A 21,774-nucleotide genomic window follows, 5' to 3' on the forward strand; every position below is an offset into this window, starting at 1 on the left:
CCCCTGCGTGGGGACCGGGCCGTCGTCGTCGGTGCGTGCGTCGTCAGCCGCGGTCGCGGTTCAGCACCGCGGCGAGCGAGCGCAGCCGCGCGTTGTCGAAGAGCTCCTCGACGAGCACCACCTGCCCGGCGCCGTCCGCGAGCGGGACCTTCCAGTTCGGGTACTCCTGGTCCGTCCCGGGCTGGTTCTGCGCGCGCCGCTCCCCCACGGCGTCGGCGAGCGAGACCCCGACGAGCGCGGCGGGGCTCTCGAGCACCCACGCGTGCAGCGCCTCGACGGTCTCGCGCTCGGACGGCTGCGAGCCGACGAGCCCACGTCCGCGCAGCGCCTCGACCATCTGCTCGCGCTCGGCCCGCGCGGCCCGGCGCACCTGCTCGACCGGCTCGGAGAGCAGGCCGAGGCGGTCGCGGATCGTCACGTGCTCCTCGGCGAGGTAGCCGGCGCTGGGCGGCAGGTCGTGCGTCGTGACGCTCGCCAGCGCGAGGCGGCGGTACTCCTCGGGCGCGAGGGGCTTGCCGGCGTGGTCCTTCTCGAACCACAGCACCGACGTGCCCAGCACCCCGCGGTCGCTCAGGTAGTCGCGCACCCACGGCTCGAACGTGCCGAGGTCCTCGCCGATCACGACGGCACCCGCCCGGTGCGCCTCGAGGGCGAGGATGCCCACGAGCGCCTCGTGGTCGTAGCGCACGTAGGCGCCCTGGTCGGCGGGTGCGCCCTCGGGGATCCACCACAGCCGGAACAGGCCGATGACGTGGTCGATCCGGATGGCGCCGGCGTGCCGGAGCACGGTGCGCAGCATGTCGCGGTAGGGCCGGTAGCCGACGCGCGCGAGCCGCTCGGGGTGCCACGGCGGCTGCGACCAGTTCTGGCCCTGCTGGTTGTACATGTCGGGCGGCGCGCCGACGGTCGCCCCCGTCGCGAGCACGTCGCCGAGCGCCCAGACGTCCGCGCCCTCCGGGTGCACCCCGACGGCGAGGTCGTGCATGATCCCGATCGTCATCCCGCCCTCGTGCGCGGCACGCTGCGCCGCCGCGAGCTGGGAGTCCGCGACCCACTGCAGCCAGCAGTAGAAGTCGACCCGGTCGGCGAGCTCGGTGCGGGCGCGCTCGACGAACGTCGACGAGAGGTCCTCCGCCGCGGCCGGCCACGGCTCCCCGGCGTACTTCTCGACGAGCGCGCACCAGAGCGCGAAGTCCTCGAGGCCCTGGCCCTCGTCCTCGCGGTAGTCCTCGAACGCCGCCTGGCGCGCCGCCGAGCGGGGCGCGGCGAACACGACCTCGAGCGCCGACCGCTTCGCGTCCCACGCCACGTCGCGGTCGATCGGGCCCGCGTCGGTGTCGAGCGCCCGCGCCGGCTCGGACGCCCACTCGACGAGCGCGCGGTCCGCCGCCGACAGGTACGCCGTCTCGCGCACGTCCTCGACACGGATGTAGACCGGGTTCACGAACCGGCGCGTGGTCGGCAGGTACGGCGACGGCGTCAGGGGGGTCACCGGCTCCGCGGCGTGCAGCGGGTTGATCAGCAGGAAGTCGGCGCCGCACGTGCGGCCCGCGAGCCAGCCGAGGTCCGCGAGGTCGGCGAGGTCCCCGACTCCCCACGACGCCCGCGAGCGCACCGAGTACAGCTGCGTCATGAAGCCCCAGGCGCGGCCGTCGCGCAGCTGCTCGGGGAGCTCGAGGGTGTTCGGGGTGACGACCACCGTGGAGCGGGCGCGGGCGCTCGGCCCGTCCGCGTGCAGCTCGTGCCAGCCGAGGGGCAGGTCGGTCGGGAGCGTGAACGTCGCGCGCCCGACGAGCCGGCCGTCGACGCTCCGCGGGTCGAGCGGGACGTCGGCCTGCGGCAGGTCGCGGCGGCCTCCGCCCGACTCGGGGTCGAGCTCGAGCCACACCCGGACCGGGTCGCCGTGCGTGACGTGCACGGCGACGTGCGCGTGGCGGCCCTCGCGGACCACGGTGACCGGCGGGAGCGTGCGGCGCCACGGCATGTCCTCGACGTGGGCGATCGCGAGCGCGATGCGCTCGGGGGACGACGCGTCGACGCCGAGCGCGCGCAGGACGCCCACGAGGGTCGAGGCGGTGACCTGGTGCTGCGTGCCGTCGTGCGCCCAGTAGTCGGGCACGATCCCGTAGGCGGCGGCGAGACGTAGCAGGTCCGGGGACGGTTCAGGGGTATCGGCTGCCACGCGTCGATCCTGCCAGAGCCCCCCGGAGGACCGCAGGACGAGAGGGGGACACGACGGGTTCCCAGCGCCCGGGCACGGTGGGCCCAGGAGCGGGTCCACGGGCCCAACGGGACGAACCGGGCGTCCGCGAGGCTCCTCCCATGTCCTCCCGCACCTCGCCCGGCGCCCCTCCGCGGGGCACGTGGCGCCCGCCCCGTGACGCGGGCCAGGGCACGCTCGAGTACCTCGGCATCGTCTGCCTCGCCGCCGTCCTCGTGCTCGGCGTCGTCGCCGCGGTCGCCGCCGCCAACCCGACGTTCCACAGCACCCTGCGCTCGGCCCTGTGCACGATCTCGACGTTCGGCGGCGGCGACTGCACGCTCCCGGCGCCGGACGGCGAGGACGACCGCGACGACCCGTGGCACTGCAGCTGGTTCGGGATCGGCTGCGAGGACACCGGCTCGGACGACGAGGGCGACGGCTCGGACGACCAGGGCGGTGACGAGGGTGGTGACGACGAGGACCAGCCGTGGCACTGCGACTGGTTCGGCATCGGGTGCGACGACGACGGGACGCAGGGCGAGGACGAGGAGACCGAGGACTCGGCCGCCGACGAGCCGAGCGACGGCGCCTACGTCGTCGACGGCGTCACGATCCCCGAGGGGCTGGTCCCGAGCTCGGAGACGGTGCAGGCGCTGCTCGCGACGGAGCGCGGCCGCCAGACCCTGCAGTGGCTCGCCGACCACGGGATCCCCGTCGTGTTCGACTCCGTCGCGGCCGGCGCCTGGTGGGACGGCACGTCCGTCACGCTGGGCTCCGGCTACGACGACCCGGTCCAGGCGGCGCTCACGATCCTGCACGAGGCGAACCACGCGAGGTACGACCGCGAGGGCCGCTCGGTCGGCGACGACATCGACGACCTCCCCAAGGACGAGTACGTGGGCGGGATGCTCGACGAGGAGACCGACGGCGTCGTCCAGGAGGTCCTCGGCGCCCGGGAGCTCCGCGCGACCGGGACGGAGGTGCCGGTGTCGGCCGCGGAGTCCCGGTACGGCGCCGCGTACGACGCCGCGATCGCGGCCGGGCGGTCGAGGGCGCAGGCCGAGGACGCGGGCTTCGCCGCGGTGCGCGAGATGTTCACGGACGGGACGTTCGTCACCTCGACGACCGGCGAGAGCTACGAGGACTACTACGGCGACTCGTGGGAGGACAACAACTGATGGGCACCGAGCAGGGGAGACTGCATCCCATGACCACGAACCGCGCCCGGCGACGGCTGCTGTCGCTCGCCGCGGGCGTCGCACTCGGCGCCCTGACCCTCACGGCGTGCAGCGACCCGGGCACGGAGCCCGACCCCACGGCGAGCGCCGCCTCGGCGCCGACGACGACGACGACGACGACGGACGAAGGTGAGCCGGACGTGCGCGACATCCTGGCCCGCGGCCTCGAGCCGCTCAGCGCGGCGACCGCGAGGCTCGTGGCGGACCCCACCACCGACGTGACCGAGGTCGAGCTCGACTTCCTCGACCGGTGGCGCCTGGCGGACGTCGTCGGGCACGGGGCGCACCCGACCCGGCTGTTCGTCGCGTGGACGGCGGACGGCGAGGTCCGTGTGCTCTCCGGGCGGCCCGAGGAGTTCTCCGCGGTGCTCGAGGACGACCGGGTCGACGTCGCGGACGCGGCGACGGCCGAGGCGGTCGCAGCGGCGTTCCTCGACACCACGCGCACCTTCCGGCAGCTCTCGTACCCCGTCCGCTCGGTCGACGAGATCCGCTGGCTGCCGACCCTCGACGAGGCGGGGACGGCCGCGCGGGACGCGGTGCTGACGGGCTTCCGGGAGCGCGTCGGTCCCCCGGTGGCGGCGCCGGACGGCTCGGCGTGGGCCATCGAGGCCTGGACGGTCGACGGCTCGACGCTCGTCCGGCACGCCGTCCGGATCGGCAGCGACGTCACCGTCACGGACTCCCCGACGGTCGAGGCCAGCGACCTCCCGGTGCCCGTCTCGCCGTGAGCGTGGCGACCGCAGGGGCGACGTAGCCTTGCGGACCATGAGCTCCCGCGTTCCCCTGACGACCCCGCACGGCACCGCGCTGCCGACCTACCCGCCCGCCGAGCGGCTCGACCTCGTCGAGGACCTGCACGGGCGCCCGGTCGCCGACCCCTACCGGTGGCTCGAGGACGCCGAGGACCCGCGGACGCAGGCGTGGTCGGACGCGCAGGACGCGCTCTACGCCGCCTACCGCGCGCGCCTCGTGCACGGGGAGGCCGCCGGGGACGGCGCGGCGGCGGGTGCACCGGCGGACGGCCCGATGTCCACCGGCCGGCTCACCGCCCGCCTGCGCGAGCTGCTCGGCGCGGGCTTCATCGGGACCCCGGCGTGGCGCGGCGAGCGCCGGTTCTTCTCGCGTCGCTCGGGCGACCAGGAGCACGCGGTCGTGGTCGTCGCCGAGCCGGCGCCGGACGGCGGCACGGTCGAGCGCGTCCTGCTCGACCCCGTCGCGCTCGACCCCGCGGGGACCACGACCCTCGACGCGTGGCAGCCGAGCAAGGAGGGCGACCTCCTCGCGTACCAGGTGTCGTCAGGCGGCACCGAGGAGAGCGTCCTGCACGTGCTCGACGTCGCGACCGGCGCCCTGGTCGACGGCCCGATCGACCGCGCGCGCTACTCCCCCGTCGCCTGGCTGCCGGGCGGCGAGGCGTTCTACTACGTGCGCCGGCTCCCGCCGCAGGACCTGCCCGAGGGCGAGCAGCAGTACCACCGGCGCGTCTGGCTGCACCGGCTGGGCACCGACGCCGCGCAGGACGTCGAGGTGTTCGGTGCCGGCCTGGACCGCACGAGCTACTACGGCGTGACGGTCTCGCGCGACGGGCGCTGGCTGGTCGTCTCGGCGTCGGCGGGCACCGCACCGCGCTCCGACGTCTGGATCGCCGACCTCACCGCGGGCACCGACGCCCCCGAGCTCGTCCCGGTCGTCGTCGGCGTGGACGCGCAGACGCACGCGTGGGTCGGGCGCGACGGGCGGCTCTACCTGCACACCGACCTCGACGCCCCCCGCGGCCGTGTCGCCGTGACCGACCCGACGTCGCCGGGGGTCCCGCACTGGCGCACGCTCCTCGCCGAGGACCCCGAGGCCGTGCTCGAGGACGTCGCGTTCACCGACGCTGGCGGCTCGCCCGGGGACGTGGTCGAGCCCGAGCTGCTCGTCGCCGCGTGGCGCCGGCACGCCGTCAGCGAGGTCACGCTGCACGACCCGCGCACCGGCGAGCGGCTCCCCGGGGACGACGGCACGCTGGCGCTGCCCGGGCTCGGCTCGATCGGCGGCCTCGCGACGCGCCCCGAGGGCGGCCCCGAGCTCTGGTTCTCCTACACCGACCACACCACGGTCTCCACCGTGCACCGCTTCGACTCCCGGACCCGGACGACGTCGCTGTGGGCCGCGCCGCCCGGGGCGCTCGCCGACCTGCCCGACGTGCGTGTGCACCGCCTCGAGACGCCCAGCGCCGACGGCACGACCGTGCGGGCGTTCGTCGTCGCGCGGGCCGACGCGCTCGACGCCGGCGGTCGCCCGCTCGCGCCTGCGCCGACGATCCTCTACGGGTACGGCGGCTTCCAGATCTCGCTCGACCCGGCCTACTCCGCGACGACGCTCGCGTGGGTCGAGGCCGGCGGCGTCTACGTCGTGGCCAACCTGCGCGGCGGCGGCGAGGAGGGCGAGGAGTGGCACCGCAGCGGCATGCGCGGGGCCAAGCAGAACGTCTTCGACGACTTCCACGCGGTCGGCGAGCGTCTCGTCGCGGACGGCTGGACGACCCCGGACCGGCTCGCGTGCTGGGGCGGCTCCAACGGCGGCCTGCTGGTCGGCGCCGCGCTGACGCAGCGTCCGGACCTGTTCGCGGCGGTCGTGTGCTCCGCGCCGCTGCTCGACATGGTGCGCTACCAGCGCTTCGGGCTCGGCGTGACGTGGACCGAGGAGTACGGCGACGCCGACAACCCGCGCGAGCTCGACTGGCTGCTCGGGTACTCGCCGTACCACCGCGTCACCCACGGCACCGCGTACCCGGCGACGCTGTTCACGGTCTTCGAGGGCGACTCGCGGGTCGACCCCCTGCACGCCCGCAAGCTCGCGGCAGCGCTCCAGGCGGCCACGAGCGCCGAGCCCGGGACGGCGCCCGTGCTGGTGCGCCGCGAGACCGGGGTCGGGCACGGCGGGCGGGCGCTGTCCCGGACCATCGGGCTCACGGTCGAGCAGCTGCAGTTCGTCGCCGACCGGACGGGGCTGCGCGCAGCGGGCGGTGACCGGTGAACGCCCGGACACTGCTCGCGGCCGAGGCGACGCCCAGCCCCGCCCAGACGACGCCCGGCGACGTCGTGCGCGAGGCGAACGCCGCGATGCGCTGGGTCGTCGAGGACGGTCTCCCGTGGTTCCTGCGCACCGGACCGCGCGTCGCGGTGATCCTCCTCGTCTCGGCGCTCGTCCTGCTCGTCCTGCGACGGGCGATCCGCAGCGTCACCAACCACATCGCCGAGGGCACGCCGCTGCTCGAGCGGGGCCGGCTCGGCGACTCGGAGGTCGCGGCGGCCCTGCGGCGAGCGAGCCCGATCGTCACCGCCCGCCGCGCGCAGCGGGCGCGCACGATCGGATCGGTGCTGCGCTCGACCGCGACGATCGTCGTCGGGACGCTCGCGGTGCTCATGGTGCTCGACGCGCTCGGCGCCAACATCGCGCCGTTCATCGCCTCCGCGGGGATCGTCGGCGTCGCGCTCGGCTTCGGCGCGCAAAGCCTCGTCAAGGACTTCCTCTCGGGCATGTTCATGCTCCTCGAGGACCAGTACGGCGTCGGCGACGTCGTCGACGTCGGGCACGCGACCGGGACGGTCGAGGCCGTCGCGCTGCGCGTGACCAAGATCCGCGACAGCTCCGGCACGCTCTGGTACGTCCCCAACGGGACCATGGTGCGCGTCGGCAACAAGACCCAGGGCTGGGCCAAGGCGGTCGTCGAGGTCAAGGTCGACTACTTCGCGGACCTCGACGAGGTCCGGCACGTGCTCGAGGAGGCCGTCGCGCGCGTCGCCGCGGACCCGGTGCTCGGCACCTACCTCGAGGGCGAGCCGACGGTCACGGGCATCGAGGACCTGGCGTTCGACGCCGTGACGCTCCAGGTCACCGTCAAGACCGCACCCGCGATGCAGTGGGAGGTCGCGCGTGCCCTGCGCGCCGCGGTGCGCCGCGCGCTCGAGGAGGCCGGCATACCGCTCGGCGGCCAGCGCGACCTGCTCGCGGCCTACCGGGCGCAGCTCGACGCGGCGGTGCGGGTTCCCGACGAGGCCGGCGCCGCCCCCGAGGCGACCGCGGAGGGCCGGAAGCCGGCGCCGGCGACGGACACGCGCCGGGAGTCGGACTCCCTCGACACGACGGCACCGCCCGCCGACCCCGCGCCGCGCGGGCGCTGACCGCACCGGAGCCCGCCCCCTGGTGGTGCGGGCTCCGGGCACGGCGTGCTCGGTGCGCGGCGTACCGCTCGTCCGGCCGCTCAGGGCTCCTGCGGGCCGCTCAGCGGAGGGTGTCGAGCTCCGCGGCGAGGTTGTCGGCCTCGGGGCCGACGATGACCTGCACGACGCGACCGGACCGGACCACGCCGAACGCGCCGGTCGCCTTGAGGGCCGTCTCGTCGACGAGCTGCGGGTCCGTCACCTCGACGCGCAGACGCGTGATGCACGGCTCCAGATCGACGACGTTCGCGTCGCCGCCCAGCGCCGCGAGGATCTGCTCTGCCTTGCTCATCGAACTCCTCAGCTCGTCCCTGCGCCGTCGTGCGCTGGTGGGGGCGCACGGGCGTCCAGCCTAGTCCCGGTGGCCGACCGGCGCGCCCGGGTCGCGGCGCGGACAGCCGTGCTGGTGCGGGGCGGTGCGAGACTGGGGCCCGTGACCTCCCCCGCTCCCGAGCCCGGCCCGGCCCACCGCGCCGACTCGTTCTACGCCGTGATCGGCGGCCACGACACGTTCGTCCGGCTCGTCGACGCGTTCTACCGCGGCGTCGCCGCCGACCCGGTGCTGCGGCCGATGTACCCCGAGGAGGACCTCGGCCCCGCGGCCGAGCGCCTCACGCTGTTCCTCGAGCAGTACTGGGGCGGCCCGACGACGTACTCCGACCAGCGCGGGCACCCGCGCCTGCGCATGCGTCACGCGCCGTTCAAGGTCAACCCGGACGCCCGCGACCGCTGGCTCGCGCACATGCGCGAGGCGGTCATGGAGCTCGGTCTCGCGCCGCTGCACGAGGCGCAGCTGTGGGACTACCTCGAGCGCGCCGCCCACTCGATGCTCAACACGTTCGAGGACTGAGCCGATGACGACCGAACCCACCGCCGTCACCCCCACGCGGGCCCTGCTCGACGTGCTCGACCTGGGCCCGGACGCCGCGGAGCCCGACACCTTCACCGGCACGAGCCTCCCCCAGCCGAGCGGTCGCGTCTTCGGCGGCCAGGTCCTCGCGCAGGCCCTGCTCGCCGCCGGCCGCACCGTGCCGACGACCCGCCTGCCGCACTCCCTGCACGGCTACTTCCTGCGCGCCGGTGACGTCCGCGAGCCGATCACGTTCGGCGTCGAGCGCCTGCGGGACGGCCGGTCGTTCACCGCGCGCCGCACGCACGCGCTCCAGGGCGGGGCACCCATCCTCTCGATGATCGCCTCGTTCCAGGAGGCGCAGCCGGGCCTCGACTACGCCGAGCCGATGCCCGACGCCCCCGACCCGGAGGACGTGGTCTCCGCGGACACCCACCTCTCCGGCATCGACCATCCGGTCGCGCGGTTCTGGAGCCAGGAGAGCGCGTTCGACGTCCGGCACGTCGAGGGCGCGATCTACCTCGGTGGCTCGGGCGAGCCGACGGGCCAGCAGATGGTGTGGGTCCGCTCGCGCGAGGCCCTGCCCGACGACCAGCTCCTGCACCGCGCGCTCCTCGCGTTCGCGTGCGACCAGGTGATGCTCGAGCCGGTCCTGCGCCGCAGCGGGCACAGCTGGGCGACGCGCGGGCTGTCGATCGCGAGCCTCGACCACGCGATGTGGTGGCACCGGGACGTGCGCGTCGACGACTGGCTGCTCTACACGCAGACGGCGCCGAGCGCGCAGGGCGGGCGCGGCCTCGGGGCGGCCCGCGTGTTCACCCGCGACGGGACGCACGTCGCGTCGATCGCGCAGGAGGGCATGGTCCGGGTCCCGGACTGACGGGCTCGCGGGCGGTCCGGGTCACGGACCGATGGCTCGCGATGTTCTCGGGGGCCTGGACGGTCGGGCTCGCCCGCGCCGTCCGGGTCCGCGTCCGAAGGGCTCCCCGCGCGCTGCCGTTCCCCCGTCCGGCGGGCTCGGCGCGCGGGCGGCGCGCCGCCGGGTGAGACTGCCCGCATGCCCAGGCTGCGCCGCGCTCGTGTCGACGGTCCCGGCTGGACGCGTCGTCGCGCCGGCCGGGGCTTCTTCTACCTCGACGAGCGCGGCGAGCGGATCACCGACGAGGACGACCTCGACCGCATCGCCTCGCTCGCGATCCCGCCGGCGTGGCGCGACGTGTGGATCAGCCCGCACGCGAACGCGCACATCCAGGCCACGGGGATGGACGACGCCGGGCGACGCCAGTACCTGTACCACGCGCAGTGGCGGCTGCGCCGCGACCGCCTCAAGCACGACAAGGTGCTCCAGGTGGCCCGCAGCCTGCCCTCGGCGCGGCGCCGGGTGCGCAAGGACCTCGACCTCGACGGCATGCCGCGCGAGAAGGTGCTCGCGCTCGCGTTCCGGCTGCTCGACCTCGCGTACTTCCGCGCGGGCGGCGAGGGGTACGCGGCGAAGAACGGCTCGTACGGTCTGGCGACCCTCCAGAAGGAGCACGTGCGGATCCTGCGCCCCGAGACGCCCGACGGCGAGGGGCGCGTGCACTTCCACTACCCCGCCAAGTCCGGCCAGGTGCGCGACGTCGTGATCGAGGACGACGAGGTCGCGACGCTCCTGCGCCGGCTCGTGCGCCGCAACGACGAGGCCGGCGACCTGCTCGCGTGGCAGGACGGCGACACGTGGCACGACGTCACCAGCGCGGACGTCGTCGCCTACGTCAAGGACCGGCTCGGCTCCGACGCGAGCCCCAAGGACTTCCGCACCTGGCACGCGACGGTGCTCGCCGCGCGCGCCCTGGCCGACGCCGGCCCGCCGCCCCGGTCCGACCGCGCGCGGCGCAAGGTCGTCACCGAGGTGGTCCGCGACGTCGCGGGCGAGCTCGGGAACACCCCGACCGTGTGCCGGGCGTCGTACATCGACCCGCGCGTGATCGACCTCTGGGAGCGGGGGCACACCATCCGCCCGACGCGCTCGAGGCTCGTCGCGGAGAAGGAGACCCTCGCGCTGCTCGCCTGAGCGGATGCGGACCAGGGCCCGGCGGGCTCAGACTGCGACATGACCGACGACCCCCGGCCCGCGCCGGACCTGCTGCCCGAGCCCGTCGCACCCTCCCTCCCGGGGCTCGTGCCGGGGCTCGACGCCGACGGCCGCCCGGCGCCCGACGCGCCCCTCGTGGCCGTCACCGGCGTCACCGGCTACGTCGGGGGCCGGCTCGTCCCCGAGCTGCTCGCCGCGGGGTACCGCGTGCGCGCGCTCGCCCGCAACCCCGAGCGTCTGCGCGGCAGGTCCTGGTACGCCGACGTCGAGGTCGCCCAGGCCGACGCGGGCGAGCTCGAGGAGATCCGGGCGGCCCTGCGCGGCGTGCGGATCGCCTACTACCTGATCCACGCGCTCGGGACCGGACCGACGTTCGAGGCCCGCGACCGGCGCACCGCGCTGACGTTCGCGCAGGCGGCGCGGGAGGCCGGCGTGGAGCGCATCGTCTACCTCGGCGGGCTCTACCCCGAGGGTGAGGAGCTCTCGCCACACCTCGCGTCCCGCACCGAGGTCGGCGAGATCCTGCTCGCGTCGGGCGTCCCGACGACGGTGCTGCGCGCCGCGGTGATCCTCGGCTCGGGCTCGGCGTCGTTCGAGATGATGCGCTACCTGACCGAGCGGCTGCCCGCCATGACCGTGCCGCGCTGGGTCGAGAACCGCATCCAGCCCATCGCGATCCGCGACGTGCTGCGCTACCTCGTCGGCTCGGCCGCGATGCCGTCCGACGTCAGCCGCGGCTTCGACATCGGCGGCCCCGACGTCCTGACGTACCGCGAGATGATGCAGCGCTACGCCCAGGCCGCCGGGCTCCCCCGGCGGATCATCGTCGGCGTAGGCGTGCTGACGCCACGGCTGTCGAGCCTGTGGGTGTCGCTCGTGACCCCCGTGCCGTCAGGCCTCGCGCGCCCGCTCGTCGAGTCGCTCGTGCACGAGGTCGTGTGCGACGAGCACGACATCGCCGAGCACGTCCCCGACCCGCCCGGCGGGCTCATCGGCTTCGACCGGGCCGTGCGCCTCGCGCTCCAGCGCATCCAGGACGCCGACGTCACGACCCGCTGGTCGTCCGCGTCGGTCACGGGCGCCCCGAGCGACCCGCTGCCCGGCGACCCCGACTGGGCGGGCGGCTCGATGTACGTCGACGAGCGGCGCGTCGACGTGGACGCCTCGCCCGAGGCGCTGTGGCGGGTCATCGAGACGATCGGCGGCGAGGCCGGCTGGTACTCGTGGCCGCTCGCGTGGCAGCTGCGCGGGATCGCGGACAAGCTCGTCGGCGGCCCGGGGCTGCGTCGCGGGCGCCGGCCGGGGCGGCTGCTCGTGGACGACGCCGTCGACTGGTGGCGCGTCGAGGAGGTCGAGCCGGGGTCGCTGCTGCGGCTGCGCGCCGAGATGCGGGTCCCCGGCCTGGCGTGGCTCGAGCTGCGGGTCGAGCCGGTCGAGGGCGACGAGCACCGGACGGTCTTCGCGCAGCGCGCGCTCTTCCACCCGCACGGGCTCGCCGGGCAGCTCTACTGGGGTGCGGTGTACCCGTTCCACGGCATCGTCTTCGGCGGGATGCAGCGGAACATCGCCCGCGCGGCCGAGACCGCGGAGCGTGCCCGGACGGACCGGCGGCCCGCCGGGGAGCAGGTGCGCTCGCGCACGTGACCGCCTCGCGAGGACCACCCGGGTGGTCCTCGCGACGGCTCAGCGGCGGTGCCGCAGCCGGACGGGCTCCTCGAGGTAGACCTCCCACGCGGTGCGCACCTCGGGACCGATGCGCCTCGGGGTCCCGGTCGCGGTGTCGACGAGCACCACCGTCGTCAGTGCGCGGGCGAACACCGTGCCTCCGTCAGCCGCCGGCGCGTCGCGCACCTCGTAGCAGATGTCCAGGCTCGCCCCGCCGAGGTGACCGATCCACATCTCGACGAGGACGGGCGTGCGCCGGTAGCCCAGCGGCCGCAGGTACTCGATCTCCTGGCGTGCGACGAGCGTCGACAGCTCGGCCCCCGGTCCGGCGTCGAGCACCGCTGTGGGCCACGTCCCCTCGGGGACGTCGGCGGACGGCACCTGACGCCAGAACGCCTGGATGCGCGCCTCCTCGAGCAGCGTCAGCATCGCGACGTTGTTCACGTGCGCGTACGCGTCCATGTCGGACCAGCGCAGCTGCACGGGGACCACGAGCCTGGTCACGGGGATCTCCTTGGATGAGGGCGGTCAGGGGTGGGGGCAGGGATCGGGTGCTCGCGGGCGGCGGGGAGTGCGAGCCCGACCGTCCACGCGGCTGGGCGGTCGGGCGGCCGACGGCGCCGGGACAGTCGACGGAGGCCGCCCACCGTCACGGCGCCGGGGCGGACGCCGTCAGCGAGCGGCGCGGCGCGCTCCGTCACGGCACCGCTCGAGCGCCGCGAGCTCCGACGTCACGGGCTCGACGACGAGCCGGCCCGCGACCGCGTCGATCGCCTCGCGCAGCCGTCGCCGCACCCGCGTCGCCCGCCGCCGGGCTCCGACTCCCCCGGCCACCCGCCCGAGCAGCGCCACGAGCAGCCCGGCGAGCCCGCCGCCGATCGCGAGCACCGTCGGGGCGGGCAGCTCCCACCACACGGGCGTCGGGGGCGCGGGCAGCTGGAGGTAGGCGGCACCGGCGAGCAGCGCGAGCCACAGCAGGCCGGCCACGAGCGCCGCGAACAGCACCCACTGGAGGGCGCCGAGCGCACCCCACCACAGCGGCCGACGCTCGGCCTCGAGCCGTGTCCCGGCGACCGCCTGGTCGAGCGCGTCGGCGAGGCCGTCGGTCGTGGCACGCCGGCGCGCGGCGAGGACCCAGTCGTCGGGCGCCCCCGCCGTCGCCGCGTCCGCGTAGGTCCGCACGGCGGTCGCCGCCCGCGCGCTCGCGGCCGGTCCGGGGCTCGGCAACGACGTGCGGGCGAGGTCGGGGCGCTGCTCGTCCGAGCGCCCGGCGCCGAGGCCGAGCCGCCGCAGCGGGTCCGGCCGGAACCGTCCGAGCCAGCGCGTCGCGGGCCAGCCCGTCGCCGCGCGCGCCTGCCGGGCCGCCGAGCGCCGCACCGCAGCCACGACGGTCGGGACGGCGGCAGCCTCCTCGAGCGCCGAGACGAGCTCGGCGCGCGCCTGCTTGGCCGCGCGGTTCGCGGGCGCCTCGCCGCAGGCCGCGAGGAGCTCGCGGGCAGCGCGGCGGACGTCGGCACGGACGCGCTCGGTCGCGGCCTCGCGCCGCTGCGCCGCTGCGGCGAGCAGGCCCTGCAGGTCGGGGACGCCCTCACCCGTGCGTGCGCTGACCGCGAGCACGGGGACGTCGCGGAGCCCGTCCTCGGCGGCGAGCCGGCGCAGGTCGGCCAGGCAGCGCTCGCGCTCGTCGGGGGTCAGCCGGTCGGCGTGGTTGAGCACGAGCACGACGACCGAGGAGTGTCCCGCGAGCGGGCGGAGGTACCGCACGTGCAGCGCGGCGTCGGCGTACTTCTGCGGGTCGACGACCCATACGAGGAGGTCGACCCGGCCGTAGAGGCGCTCGGCACGCACGCGGTGCTCGGTCTCGACCGAGTCGTGGTCGGGCAGGTCGAGCAGCACCAGGCCCGTCGTGACGCCCGAGGGCGTGACCGTCCCGGCGACCTCGTGGCGCTCGTCGACCCCGAGCCAGTCGAGCAGCGCGTGCGCGGCACCGTCCTCCCCGGCCCGGCCCTCCGGCGCTGCCTGCAGGGCCGTGCCGGTCCGCGACGAGCCGGCCCCCGTCGAGCCGCTGCTGCCCACGCTCGTTCCCGCCGAGCCCGTCACGGCCGGACGCGTTCCTGCCGGACGCGTTCCCGCCGTACCCGCTCCCGCCGTGCCCGCCCCGGCCGTTCCGTCGTGCGTGGTCCCCTCACCCGCGGGACCGGGCCACACCGCGGCGAGCGCGCGGCCGGTCGTGGGCCTGCGCACGCCCGGGACCGCGAGGTCCGCACCCGCGACGGCGTTGAGCAGCGAGGACTTCCCCGAGCCGGTCGCCCCGGCGAGCGCGACCACCGTGTACTCCCCCGACAGCGCCGCCCGCTCCCGCGCGTGCGCGAGCACGGTGTCGGCTCCGTCGAGGACCCGCTGCGGGAGCCGGCCCTGGCCGGCGTCCACCGCCTCCGCGAGCGCGTCGACCTGCGCGGCGAGGTCCCGTCCCGGGGCATGGCCGCTGCGTCGCGCGCTCACGCGTCCCGGCCGTCCTGCGGCGCACCGGTGACGCGTCGCCACCAGGACCGCAGCCGACCCTCGGGCGGCCGCTCGGGCGACGGTGCGCCGGTGCGCTCCGCGCTCGTCCCCGCCGGCGCGAGAGGGTCGTCCGCGCCGTCCGTCGAGGTGCCGCGTCCGCCCCGTCCCGTGGGCAGGTCCCCGCGCTCGGCGGCCAGGCGGGCGAGCACGCCGGCGCCGCGGAGCCGCCCGCTCTCGGTGCCGGCACCCGGCACGGCGACGACGGGCTCCGCGGCGGACGCCGCTGCCACTCCCTCGGCGCGCGCGGCAGCAGCGGTCACCTGGGCGACCGCGGTGCGCACAGGGTCGCCACTCGCGTCGGCGGTGCCGAGAGCGTCGAGCTGGGCGGTGAACCGCGCGGCCTGACCGGCGAGCACCCCACGGACGCGTATCGCGAGCCGCTCGTGGGCCTCGCGGGCGAGCTGGCGCACGGCCTCGTCACCGAACACGGCCTCGAGGAGCCGCTGGGCGAGGATCGCCGCGCCGCCCGCGATGCCGACCTCGGCACCCGTGAGGCCGCCGGTCGACGCGAACACCGCGACCATGAGCGCGGCACCGAGGCCGTTGACCCCGTAGGAGACGGCGCGTGCGGTCGTGCGCTTGTCGGCGCCCTCCCGCTCGACGAGCGCGAGGACGTCGGACTGCCACGCGCGGATCTGCTCCGCGACCTGGCCGCGGAGGTCGGCGGACGCGCGGGACAGCGCGAGGCCCTCGAGCAGCGCGACGCCGGCCGGGTCCGTGCGCCAGGCGGAGTGCGCGCGCTCCGCGGCGTCCTCCGCGGCGTCGAGCACGACCGCCTCGAGCCCGTGCCCGATCGCGTGCGCGAGCGCCGGCTCGGGCGCCCGCTGACCGCGGAACGCCGCGGTGATGCGGTCGCGGAGCCCCGAGACCTTCTGCTCGACGGCCCGCAGGAACTCGCCGGTCCCGACGACGTCCTGCCAGCGCGCGAGCACCTCGCCGCGCAGCATCGTGCCGTCGGACGTCGCGCGCTCGACGTGCGTCGCGGCGTCCTCGTAGGCGGCGACGACCGCGGCGCGCAGCCGGGCGTCGGCCGCGCGCTGGTCGTCGGCGGCGCGGGCGAGGTCCTCGGCGCGCACGAGCACGTCGCGGGTCACGCCCTCACGGGTCCCCCGGATCACGCGGGCCCGCGCCGCGGGATCGCCGCCGAGGGCCGTGAGCCAGTCGGCGACGGCGCCCACCGCAACCTCGGGCAGCAGGCCGCCGTCCGTCGAGGTCTCCGGCACCAGGAGGACCGTGGCCTCGGCGAGGTCGTGCTCGTCGAGCATCTGCCGCAGGTGCGCGCTCACAAGCGCCTCGGTGCCGTCGTCGACCCGGTCGAGCACGAGCGCGAGGTGGACGCGCCGGCGGGCGGCCGCACCCAGCAGCTCCCACGGGACGGCGTCGGCGTAGCGCGCGGCGGTCGTGACGAACAGCCACAGGTCCGCCGCCGCGAGCAGCTGCGTCGCGAGCGCGCGGTTCTCCTCGACGACCGAGTCGATGTCGGGGGCGTCGAGCAGCGCGAGCCCGGGCGGCAGGGCGGGCGACGCCACGAGCCGCAGCCCGGCACCGCGCCCGTCCGCGCCCGTGTCGCTGGAACCGGTCAGGCCCGAGCCGATGGAGCCGGATCCGGTCGAGCCCGAGCCGCTCGGACCGGCCGCGGTGAGGCCGCCGTCGACCCCACCGGCGCCGCCGGCGAGGCCCGCACCGGCCGACGCGCCCACGCCACCGACCCAGCCGGCGACCCTGGACTCCCCGCCACCGCCGTCCGGCGTGCCCTTCGCGAGGTCCACGCGCGACCCGACGAGCCGCGCGAGGCCCGGCAGCACGCGGTCGGTCGAGAACCACCGCGCGTCGAGCGGGTGGTGCACGAGCACCGGCCACCGGGTCGTCGGCCGGAGCACGCCCGACGTCGTGACCTGCTCGCCGAGCAGCGAGTTCACGAGCGTCGACTTGCCCGCGCCCGTCGACCCGCCGACCACGACGAGCAGCGGCGCGTTCTCCGCGCGCAGCCGTGGCAGCAGGTAGTCGTCGAGCTGGTCGAGCACCTGCGCGCGCTCGACGCGCCCCGGACCTGCCGAGGCGACGTCGAGCGCGAGCCGGGTCTCGGCGACGCGCGAGCGCAGCACCGTGAGGGCGTCGACCAGCTCCGTGTGCACGCTCGCTGCCACCGCGCCGACCTCCGGCTCAGTCCCGCGTCAGCTTGCGGTACGTCACCCGGTGCGGGCGGGCCGCGTCGGCGCCCAGGCGGGCGACCTTGTTCTCCTCGTAGGACGCGAAGTTGCCCTCGAACCAGTACCAGTTCGACGGGTCCTCCGCCGTGCCCTCGTAGGCCAGGATGTGCGTCGCGACCCGGTCGAGGAACCACCGGTCGTGCGAGACCACCACGGCGCAGCCGGGGAACTCGAGCAGCGCGTTCTCGAGCGAGCCGAGCGTCTCGACGTCGAGGTCGTTGGTGGGCTCGTCGAGCAGGAGCAGGTTGCCGCCCTGCTTGAGCGTCAGCGCGAGGTTGAGACGGTTGCGCTCACCACCCGAGAGGACGCCGGCCGGCTTCTGCTGGTCCGGGCCCTTGAACCCGAACGCCGCGACGTAGGCCCGCGAGGGCATCTCGACGTTGCCGACCTTGAGGAAGTCGAGACCGTCGGAGACGACCTCGAACAGCGTCTTCTTGGGGTCGATGCCGCCGCGCGACTGGTCGACGTAGGAGATCTTGACCGTCTCGCCGACCTTGAGCTCGCCGCCGTCGAGCGGCTCGAGCCCCACGATGGTCTTGAACAGCGTCGTCTTGCCGACACCGTTCGGGCCGATGACGCCCACGATGCCGTTGCGCGGCAGCGTGAAGCTCAGGCCGTCGATCAGCACCCGGCCGTCGAAGCCCTTCTCGAGGTTCTTGGCGTCGAGGACGAGGCTGCCGAGGCGCGGGCCCGGCGGGATCTGGATCTCCTCGAAGTCGAGCTTGCGCGTGCGGTCCGCCTCGGCGGCCATCTCCTCGTAGCGGGCGAGGCGCGACTTCGACTTGGTCTGGCGGCCCTTGGCGTTCTGCCGGACCCACGCGAGCTCCTCGGCGAGGCGCTTGGCGAGCTTGGCGTCCTTCTTGCCCTGCACCTCGAGGCGCTGCTGCTTCTTCTCGAGGTACGTCGAGTAGTTGCCCTCGTACGGGTAGAGGCGGCCGCGGTCGACCTCGCAGATCCACTCCGCGACGTGGTCGAGGAAGTACCGGTCGTGGGTCACGGCGAGGATGGCCCCGTGGTACTGCGACAGGTGCTGCTCGAGCCAGAGCACGCTCTCGGCGTCGAGGTGGTTGGTGGGCTCGTCGAGCAGCAGGAGGTCGGGCTTCTCGAGGAGCAGCTTGCACAGCGCGACGCGTCGGCGCTCACCACCGGAGAGCACCGAGACGTCGGCGTCCGGCGGCGGGCAGCGCAGCGCGTCCATCGCCTGCTCGAGCTGCGCGTCGAGGTCCCACGCCTCCGCGGCGTCGATGGCCTCCTGGAGCTGACCCATCTCGGCGAGCAGCGCGTCGAAGTCGGCGTCGGGCTCCGACATGAGGTTCGAGATCTCGTTGAACCGGTCGAGCTTGCCCTTGATCTCGGCGACGCCCTCCTCGACGTTGCCGAGCACCGTCTTGCTCTCGTTGAGCGGCGGCTCCTGCATGAGGATGCCGACGGTGTAGCCGGGCGAGAGCCGGGCCTCGCCGTTCGAGGGCTGCTCGAGACCGGCCATGATCTTGAGGATCGTGGACTTGCCCGCACCGTTGGGGCCGACGACGCCGATCTTGGCGCCGGGCAGGAAGTTCAGGGTGACGTCGTCGAGGATGACCTTGTCGCCGTGCGCCTTGCGCGCCTTGTACATGGAGTAGATGAACTCAGCCACTGGCTCTTCGTCCGCCTCGGTGCTCGGGGGTGTGTCGAGGGAGTGCACGGAACGGGCCTCCCGGCCGCGCGCGGAGTCGCGTCGGCAGCCGGAAGGCCCGGGCCCTGCGGTCCGGTGGCCCCAGCCTAGGCGATCACCTCGTACCGGTCAGTGCGAGGTCCTCGTCGGGGCGCACGTCCGCCAGCGCGTAGAGGGCCGCGTCGCTCCCCTGCGCGTCGTCGAGCGCGTCGAAGCCGTCGCCGTCGCCCGCCTCGCCGTCCGGCGCGTCGGTCGCGGAGGCGTCGCCCGGGCTCGAGTGGACCGTGCGCATGTAGCGGGCGGTGCCGAACGCCAGGTCGGGGCCGATCGCGATCGCGTCGAGCACGAGCGACGTCCGGGGCTCGCCGTCGGCCGTGCTCCACTCGTCGGTCGAGAGCCGGCCGTGCACGAGCACCGGGTCCCCCTTGCGCAGCGACTCGGCGACGTTGCGTGCGGCCCCGCGCCAGGCCTTGACCGTGAACCACTCGGTGCGCCCGTCCACCCAGGTGCCGCGCTCGCGGTCGAACCACCGCCGGGTCGACGCCATGCGGAACGTCGTGAACGGGGTCGACGCGCCCCCGGCCGACGGCGCGCCCGGCGCGCCCGCCGCGGTCACGGCCTGACCCGGCGCCGCCCCGGAGCCGGTGCTCGTGCCGGGGTAGTGCTTCGGGTCGGTGCCCAGCCACCCGACCAGCGTCAGGGTCAGCTCGTTCGTGCTCATGCGTCCTCCTCGGTGAGGGGCCGGCGAGCGCCGACCCTGTGGAGGGAGCGTGGCGCGCGGGCACGACCGGACCCGGCTGCCGGATCCCGGACGGTGCGTGCGGCAGCGTGCGACCGGGCTGGGGGTGGCTCGTGCAGCGGTCAGCGCACGGTGGCGAGCGCGACGAGCTCGCGCACCCGGCGGTGCTCCGCGACCACTTCGGCCGCGGGCTCCGCGAGCCGGGTCCGCGCGACGGCCTCGAGCTCCGCCCGTCCCTCGCGCAGCACCCGCTCGGAGCGTCGTCGGGCGAGCGCCCGGCGCAGCGACCACGTGGCCACCGCGAGCACGAGGGCCAGCAGCGCGAGGCCGGCAGCGACGGGCAGCGCCCAGTCCTCCGGCCCGCGCCCCACGGACCCCAGCTCGAGGCCGAGCCCGATCGCTGCCGCGACGACGGCCCCGACGCCCGCGAGCACCGCCAGCACGAACCCCGCGACGGCGAGCCGGGACCGCCGCGCCGCGACGGTCACCCGCGCGAGCGCGTCGTCGATCTCGAGCCGCAGCCGCTCGGCGGGCGTCACGCGCGCGACGATGTCGTCGGCCCACCGGACGGGGACGGTGCGGGTCACGCCCGCGAGCCAGCCGGCCCGCGCGAGCACGACCGTGTCGGCCTGCACGGCGCCGAACGACGGCACGGTCCGGGACCCGCCGCGCACGACGGCGCCGACGGCGTCCGCGATCGCCGGCAGCCCCGCGCCCTCGGCGAGGACATCGACGAGCTCGACGACGCCGAGCCGGCTCGGGGCGGGCTCACGGTCCGCGACCTGGCTCGCGAGCAGGGTCGCCGCGTCGTTGAGCTCGGCGCCCGCGCGCTCCGCGGCGACGCTGCGGCGGCGGACCACCGCGGCCAGCCGGTCCCGCAGCTCGGGGACGCCCTCGCCGGTGTGCGCCGACGCGGTGCGCACGTGCACGCCCGTCAGGCCGTCCTCGACGAGCAGGCCCTCGACGTCGCGGACCAGCTCGTCGTGCATGTCGGCGGCGACCGTGTCGATCTGGTTCAGCACGACGGCCATGGCCGCCTCGTGGCCCACGAGCCGGCGCAGGTACCCCGAGTGCAGGGCGTCGTCCGCGTACTTCTGCGGGTCGACGACCCAGACGAGCAGGTCCGCCATGGGCAGCAGCAGGTCGACGACCGCACGGTGCGCCGGCTCGATCGAGTCGTGGTCCGGCAGGTCGAGCAGCACGAGCCCGCGCAGCGGCGCCTCGGTGTCGCCGTCGAGCAGGCTCTCGCGCTCGATGCGCCGGTCCTCCTCGACACCGAGCCAGTCGAGCAGCGCACCGCCGCCCTCGCCCCACACGCACGCCGTGACCTTGGACGTCGTGGGGCGCTTGACCCCGACGTCCGCGAAGTCGAGCCCGCAGATCGCGTTGAACAGGCTCGACTTGCCGGAGCCCGTGCCGCCGACGAGCGCGACGATCGTGTGGTCGACGCCGAGGGCGAGCCGCTCGCGCACGCGCCCCACCGACGCCGCGACGCGTGCCGACACCTCGGGGTCCAGCCGGTCGCCGCCGGTCTCGAGCGCCTCCTCGAGCTGCGCGACGCGGAGCGCGAGCGCCTCCGTCTCGGCGCCGTGCAGCGTCCCGTGCACGGTCGCCCAGCCCGGCAGCGTGCGGACCGTCTCGGTCCTCTCGGTCATGTGAGCCCCTTCAGGACGGCGAGGCGCAGGCGCAGGAGGGACGAGGCGTCCTCCGCGAGGTCGGGCTGGTCGAGCAGCGCGGCGGCGGAGGCGCGCTCGAGCTCGACCTGCGCCGCCGCCCGGTCCGCGAGCTCGTCCCGCAGCACGTCGCGCGCCCAGGTCCCCGCGTCGCCCAGCAGGTCCTCGAGCAGGAAGCGCGCGGGCTCGAGCCCTGCGGCCGCGGCGAGCGCGACCGCGGCGATGCCCTGCTCGCCGAGAGCGCGCTCCGCGAGCTCGGCGCGCCGGGCCGCCCGCGCGAGGTCCTTGGCGCTGCGCAGGTCGGCCGTGTCCCGTCCCTCGCCGCGCGCACGTGCGAGCGCCGCGCGCACGATCACGGGCGCCTCGTCGACCCAGTCGCGTGCGGAGCGGTCCGCCGCGGCCACGCGGGCGTCCTTGCGCTCCTGCGCCGGCCAGAGCGCCTCGACCGACGGACCGCCCACCGGTGCTCCGGCGCCGGTCAGGCGGGTGCGCAGGAGCCGCTCGGCCTGGGCACCGGCAGCCGTCAGGTTCGCGGCGGCCGACCGGGTCAGGTCGCGGCCGAGCGGGGCGACGGCCTCCTCCCGGCGCCGGCCCGCGCGCCGCGAGCGGTGCACCCGGCCCGACGAGCGCACGACGTCGGCCAGCGGGCCGCCCGCAGCGGTCAGCTCGGCCCACCGGGCACGCACCGCACCGTC

The 21,774-nt window shown here is 75.9% G+C and carries 16 protein-coding genes and 1 pseudogene; 8 read left to right on the forward strand and 9 right to left on the reverse strand.

The window, feature by feature from the left end; all coding sequences use genetic code 11:
- Positions 1-43: 43 nt before the first annotated feature.
- Entirely contained in the window at positions 44-2,182 is a 2,139-nt protein-coding gene (malQ, locus tag AB6N24_RS01465; protein WP_412867659.1) for a 4-alpha-glucanotransferase, read from the reverse strand.
- Positions 2,183-2,322: 140 nt separating this feature from the next.
- Between malQ and AB6N24_RS01470 the strand changes: the two genes are divergently transcribed.
- The 4 genes from AB6N24_RS01470 to AB6N24_RS01485 are packed head-to-tail and all read left to right on the forward strand — an operon-like array spanning position 2,323 to position 7,613.
- The gene (locus AB6N24_RS01470) at positions 2,323-3,381 is read left to right on the forward strand and encodes a hypothetical protein (protein WP_412867660.1); all 1,059 of its coding nucleotides are present in this window, start codon (positions 2,323-2,325) and stop codon (positions 3,379-3,381) included.
- 29 nt (positions 3,382-3,410) lie between these two features.
- A complete protein-coding gene (locus AB6N24_RS01475; protein WP_412867661.1) occupies positions 3,411-4,172 on the forward strand; it encodes a hypothetical protein in 762 nt (253 codons plus the stop codon).
- Between the two features lie 37 nt (positions 4,173-4,209).
- Positions 4,210-6,465, forward strand: a complete 2,256-nt coding sequence (locus AB6N24_RS01480) for a prolyl oligopeptidase family serine peptidase (protein ID WP_412867662.1) — start codon at positions 4,210-4,212, stop codon at positions 6,463-6,465.
- Positions 6,462-7,613 (forward strand): mechanosensitive ion channel family protein, encoded by a 1,152-nt coding sequence (locus AB6N24_RS01485; RefSeq protein ID WP_412867663.1) that lies wholly within the window; start codon positions 6,462-6,464, stop codon positions 7,611-7,613. The genes AB6N24_RS01480 and AB6N24_RS01485 overlap by 4 nt, the downstream gene beginning before the upstream one ends.
- A gap of 100 nt (positions 7,614-7,713) precedes the next feature.
- On the opposite strand, the gene AB6N24_RS01490 is transcribed toward AB6N24_RS01485, so the two are convergent.
- Positions 7,714-7,944 (reverse strand): PTS sugar transporter subunit IIB, encoded by a 231-nt coding sequence (locus AB6N24_RS01490; RefSeq protein ID WP_034624861.1) that lies wholly within the window; start codon positions 7,942-7,944, stop codon positions 7,714-7,716.
- Between the two features lie 141 nt (positions 7,945-8,085).
- Here AB6N24_RS01490 and AB6N24_RS01495 point away from each other — a divergent pair, with 141 nt between their 5' ends.
- The 4 genes from AB6N24_RS01495 to AB6N24_RS01510 all read left to right on the forward strand — a co-directional run bounded on the left by AB6N24_RS01495 (position 8,086) and on the right by AB6N24_RS01510 (position 12,220).
- Entirely contained in the window at positions 8,086-8,502 is a 417-nt protein-coding gene (locus tag AB6N24_RS01495; RefSeq protein WP_412867664.1) for a globin, read from the forward strand.
- Between the two features lie 4 nt (positions 8,503-8,506).
- A complete protein-coding gene (locus tag AB6N24_RS01500; protein ID WP_412867665.1) occupies positions 8,507-9,382 on the forward strand; it encodes an acyl-CoA thioesterase in 876 nt (291 codons plus the stop codon).
- A gap of 177 nt (positions 9,383-9,559) precedes the next feature.
- The gene (locus tag AB6N24_RS01505) at positions 9,560-10,555 is read left to right on the forward strand and encodes a DNA topoisomerase IB (protein WP_412867666.1); all 996 of its coding nucleotides are present in this window, start codon (positions 9,560-9,562) and stop codon (positions 10,553-10,555) included.
- Positions 10,556-10,594: 39 nt separating this feature from the next.
- Entirely contained in the window at positions 10,595-12,220 is a 1,626-nt protein-coding gene (locus AB6N24_RS01510; RefSeq protein WP_412867667.1) for an SDR family oxidoreductase, read from the forward strand.
- Between the two features lie 39 nt (positions 12,221-12,259).
- Here the strand turns inward: AB6N24_RS01510 and AB6N24_RS01515 are convergent, their stop codons facing one another.
- The 7 genes and pseudogenes from AB6N24_RS01515 to AB6N24_RS01545 all read right to left on the reverse strand — a co-directional run.
- The gene (locus AB6N24_RS01515; RefSeq protein WP_412867668.1) at positions 12,260-12,745 is read right to left on the reverse strand and encodes an acyl-CoA thioesterase; all 486 of its coding nucleotides are present in this window, start codon (positions 12,743-12,745) and stop codon (positions 12,260-12,262) included.
- A 168-nt stretch (positions 12,746-12,913) separates the two neighbouring features.
- On the reverse strand, positions 12,914-14,743 hold the full coding sequence (locus AB6N24_RS01520) for a GTP-binding protein HSR1 (protein WP_412867669.1): 1,830 nt from the start codon (positions 14,741-14,743) through the stop codon (positions 12,914-12,916).
- A complete protein-coding gene (locus AB6N24_RS01525; RefSeq protein ID WP_412867670.1) occupies positions 14,740-16,950 on the reverse strand; it encodes an ABC transporter in 2,211 nt (736 codons plus the stop codon). The genes AB6N24_RS01520 and AB6N24_RS01525 overlap by 4 nt, the downstream gene beginning before the upstream one ends.
- A 16-nt stretch (positions 16,951-16,966) precedes the next feature.
- On the reverse strand, positions 16,967-18,649 hold the full coding sequence (gene ettA, locus AB6N24_RS01530) for an energy-dependent translational throttle protein EttA (protein WP_412867671.1): 1,683 nt from the start codon (positions 18,647-18,649) through the stop codon (positions 16,967-16,969).
- A 133-nt stretch (positions 18,650-18,782) separates the two neighbouring features.
- Positions 18,783-19,388 (reverse strand): single-stranded DNA-binding protein, encoded by a 606-nt coding sequence (locus AB6N24_RS01535; protein WP_412867672.1) that lies wholly within the window; start codon positions 19,386-19,388, stop codon positions 18,783-18,785.
- Between the two features lie 140 nt (positions 19,389-19,528).
- A complete protein-coding gene (locus tag AB6N24_RS01540; protein WP_412867673.1) occupies positions 19,529-21,061 on the reverse strand; it encodes a GTPase in 1,533 nt (510 codons plus the stop codon).
- A pseudogene (locus tag AB6N24_RS01545) lies at positions 21,058-21,774 on the reverse strand (hypothetical protein); the annotation flags it as partial. The gene AB6N24_RS01540 and the pseudogene AB6N24_RS01545, both read right to left, overlap by 4 nt.

The organism is Cellulomonas jepli (assembly GCF_047229345.1).
GTDB lineage: Bacteria > Actinomycetota > Actinomycetes > Actinomycetales > Cellulomonadaceae > Cellulomonas_A.

Bases quoted from the DNA above. Each gene is read 5' to 3' on its own strand.
- AB6N24_RS01470 (WP_412867660.1), top strand. From the start codon at position 2,323: ATGTCCTCCCGCACCTCGCCCGGCGCCCCTCCGCGGGGCACGTGGCGC.
- AB6N24_RS01475 (WP_412867661.1), top strand. From the start codon at position 3,411: ATGACCACGAACCGCGCCCGGCGACGGCTGCTGTCGCTCGCCGCGGGC.
- AB6N24_RS01480 (WP_412867662.1), top strand. From the start codon at position 4,210: ATGAGCTCCCGCGTTCCCCTGACGACCCCGCACGGCACCGCGCTGCCG.
- AB6N24_RS01490 (WP_034624861.1), bottom strand. From the start codon at position 7,944: ATGAGCAAGGCAGAGCAGATCCTCGCGGCGCTGGGCGGCGACGCGAAC.
- AB6N24_RS01500 (WP_412867665.1), top strand. From the start codon at position 8,507: ATGACGACCGAACCCACCGCCGTCACCCCCACGCGGGCCCTGCTCGAC.
- AB6N24_RS01505 (WP_412867666.1), top strand. From the start codon at position 9,560: ATGCCCAGGCTGCGCCGCGCTCGTGTCGACGGTCCCGGCTGGACGCGT.
- AB6N24_RS01510 (WP_412867667.1), top strand. From the start codon at position 10,595: ATGACCGACGACCCCCGGCCCGCGCCGGACCTGCTGCCCGAGCCCGTC.
- AB6N24_RS01535 (WP_412867672.1), bottom strand. From the start codon at position 19,388: ATGAGCACGAACGAGCTGACCCTGACGCTGGTCGGGTGGCTGGGCACC.
- AB6N24_RS01540 (WP_412867673.1), bottom strand. From the start codon at position 21,061: ATGACCGAGAGGACCGAGACGGTCCGCACGCTGCCGGGCTGGGCGACC.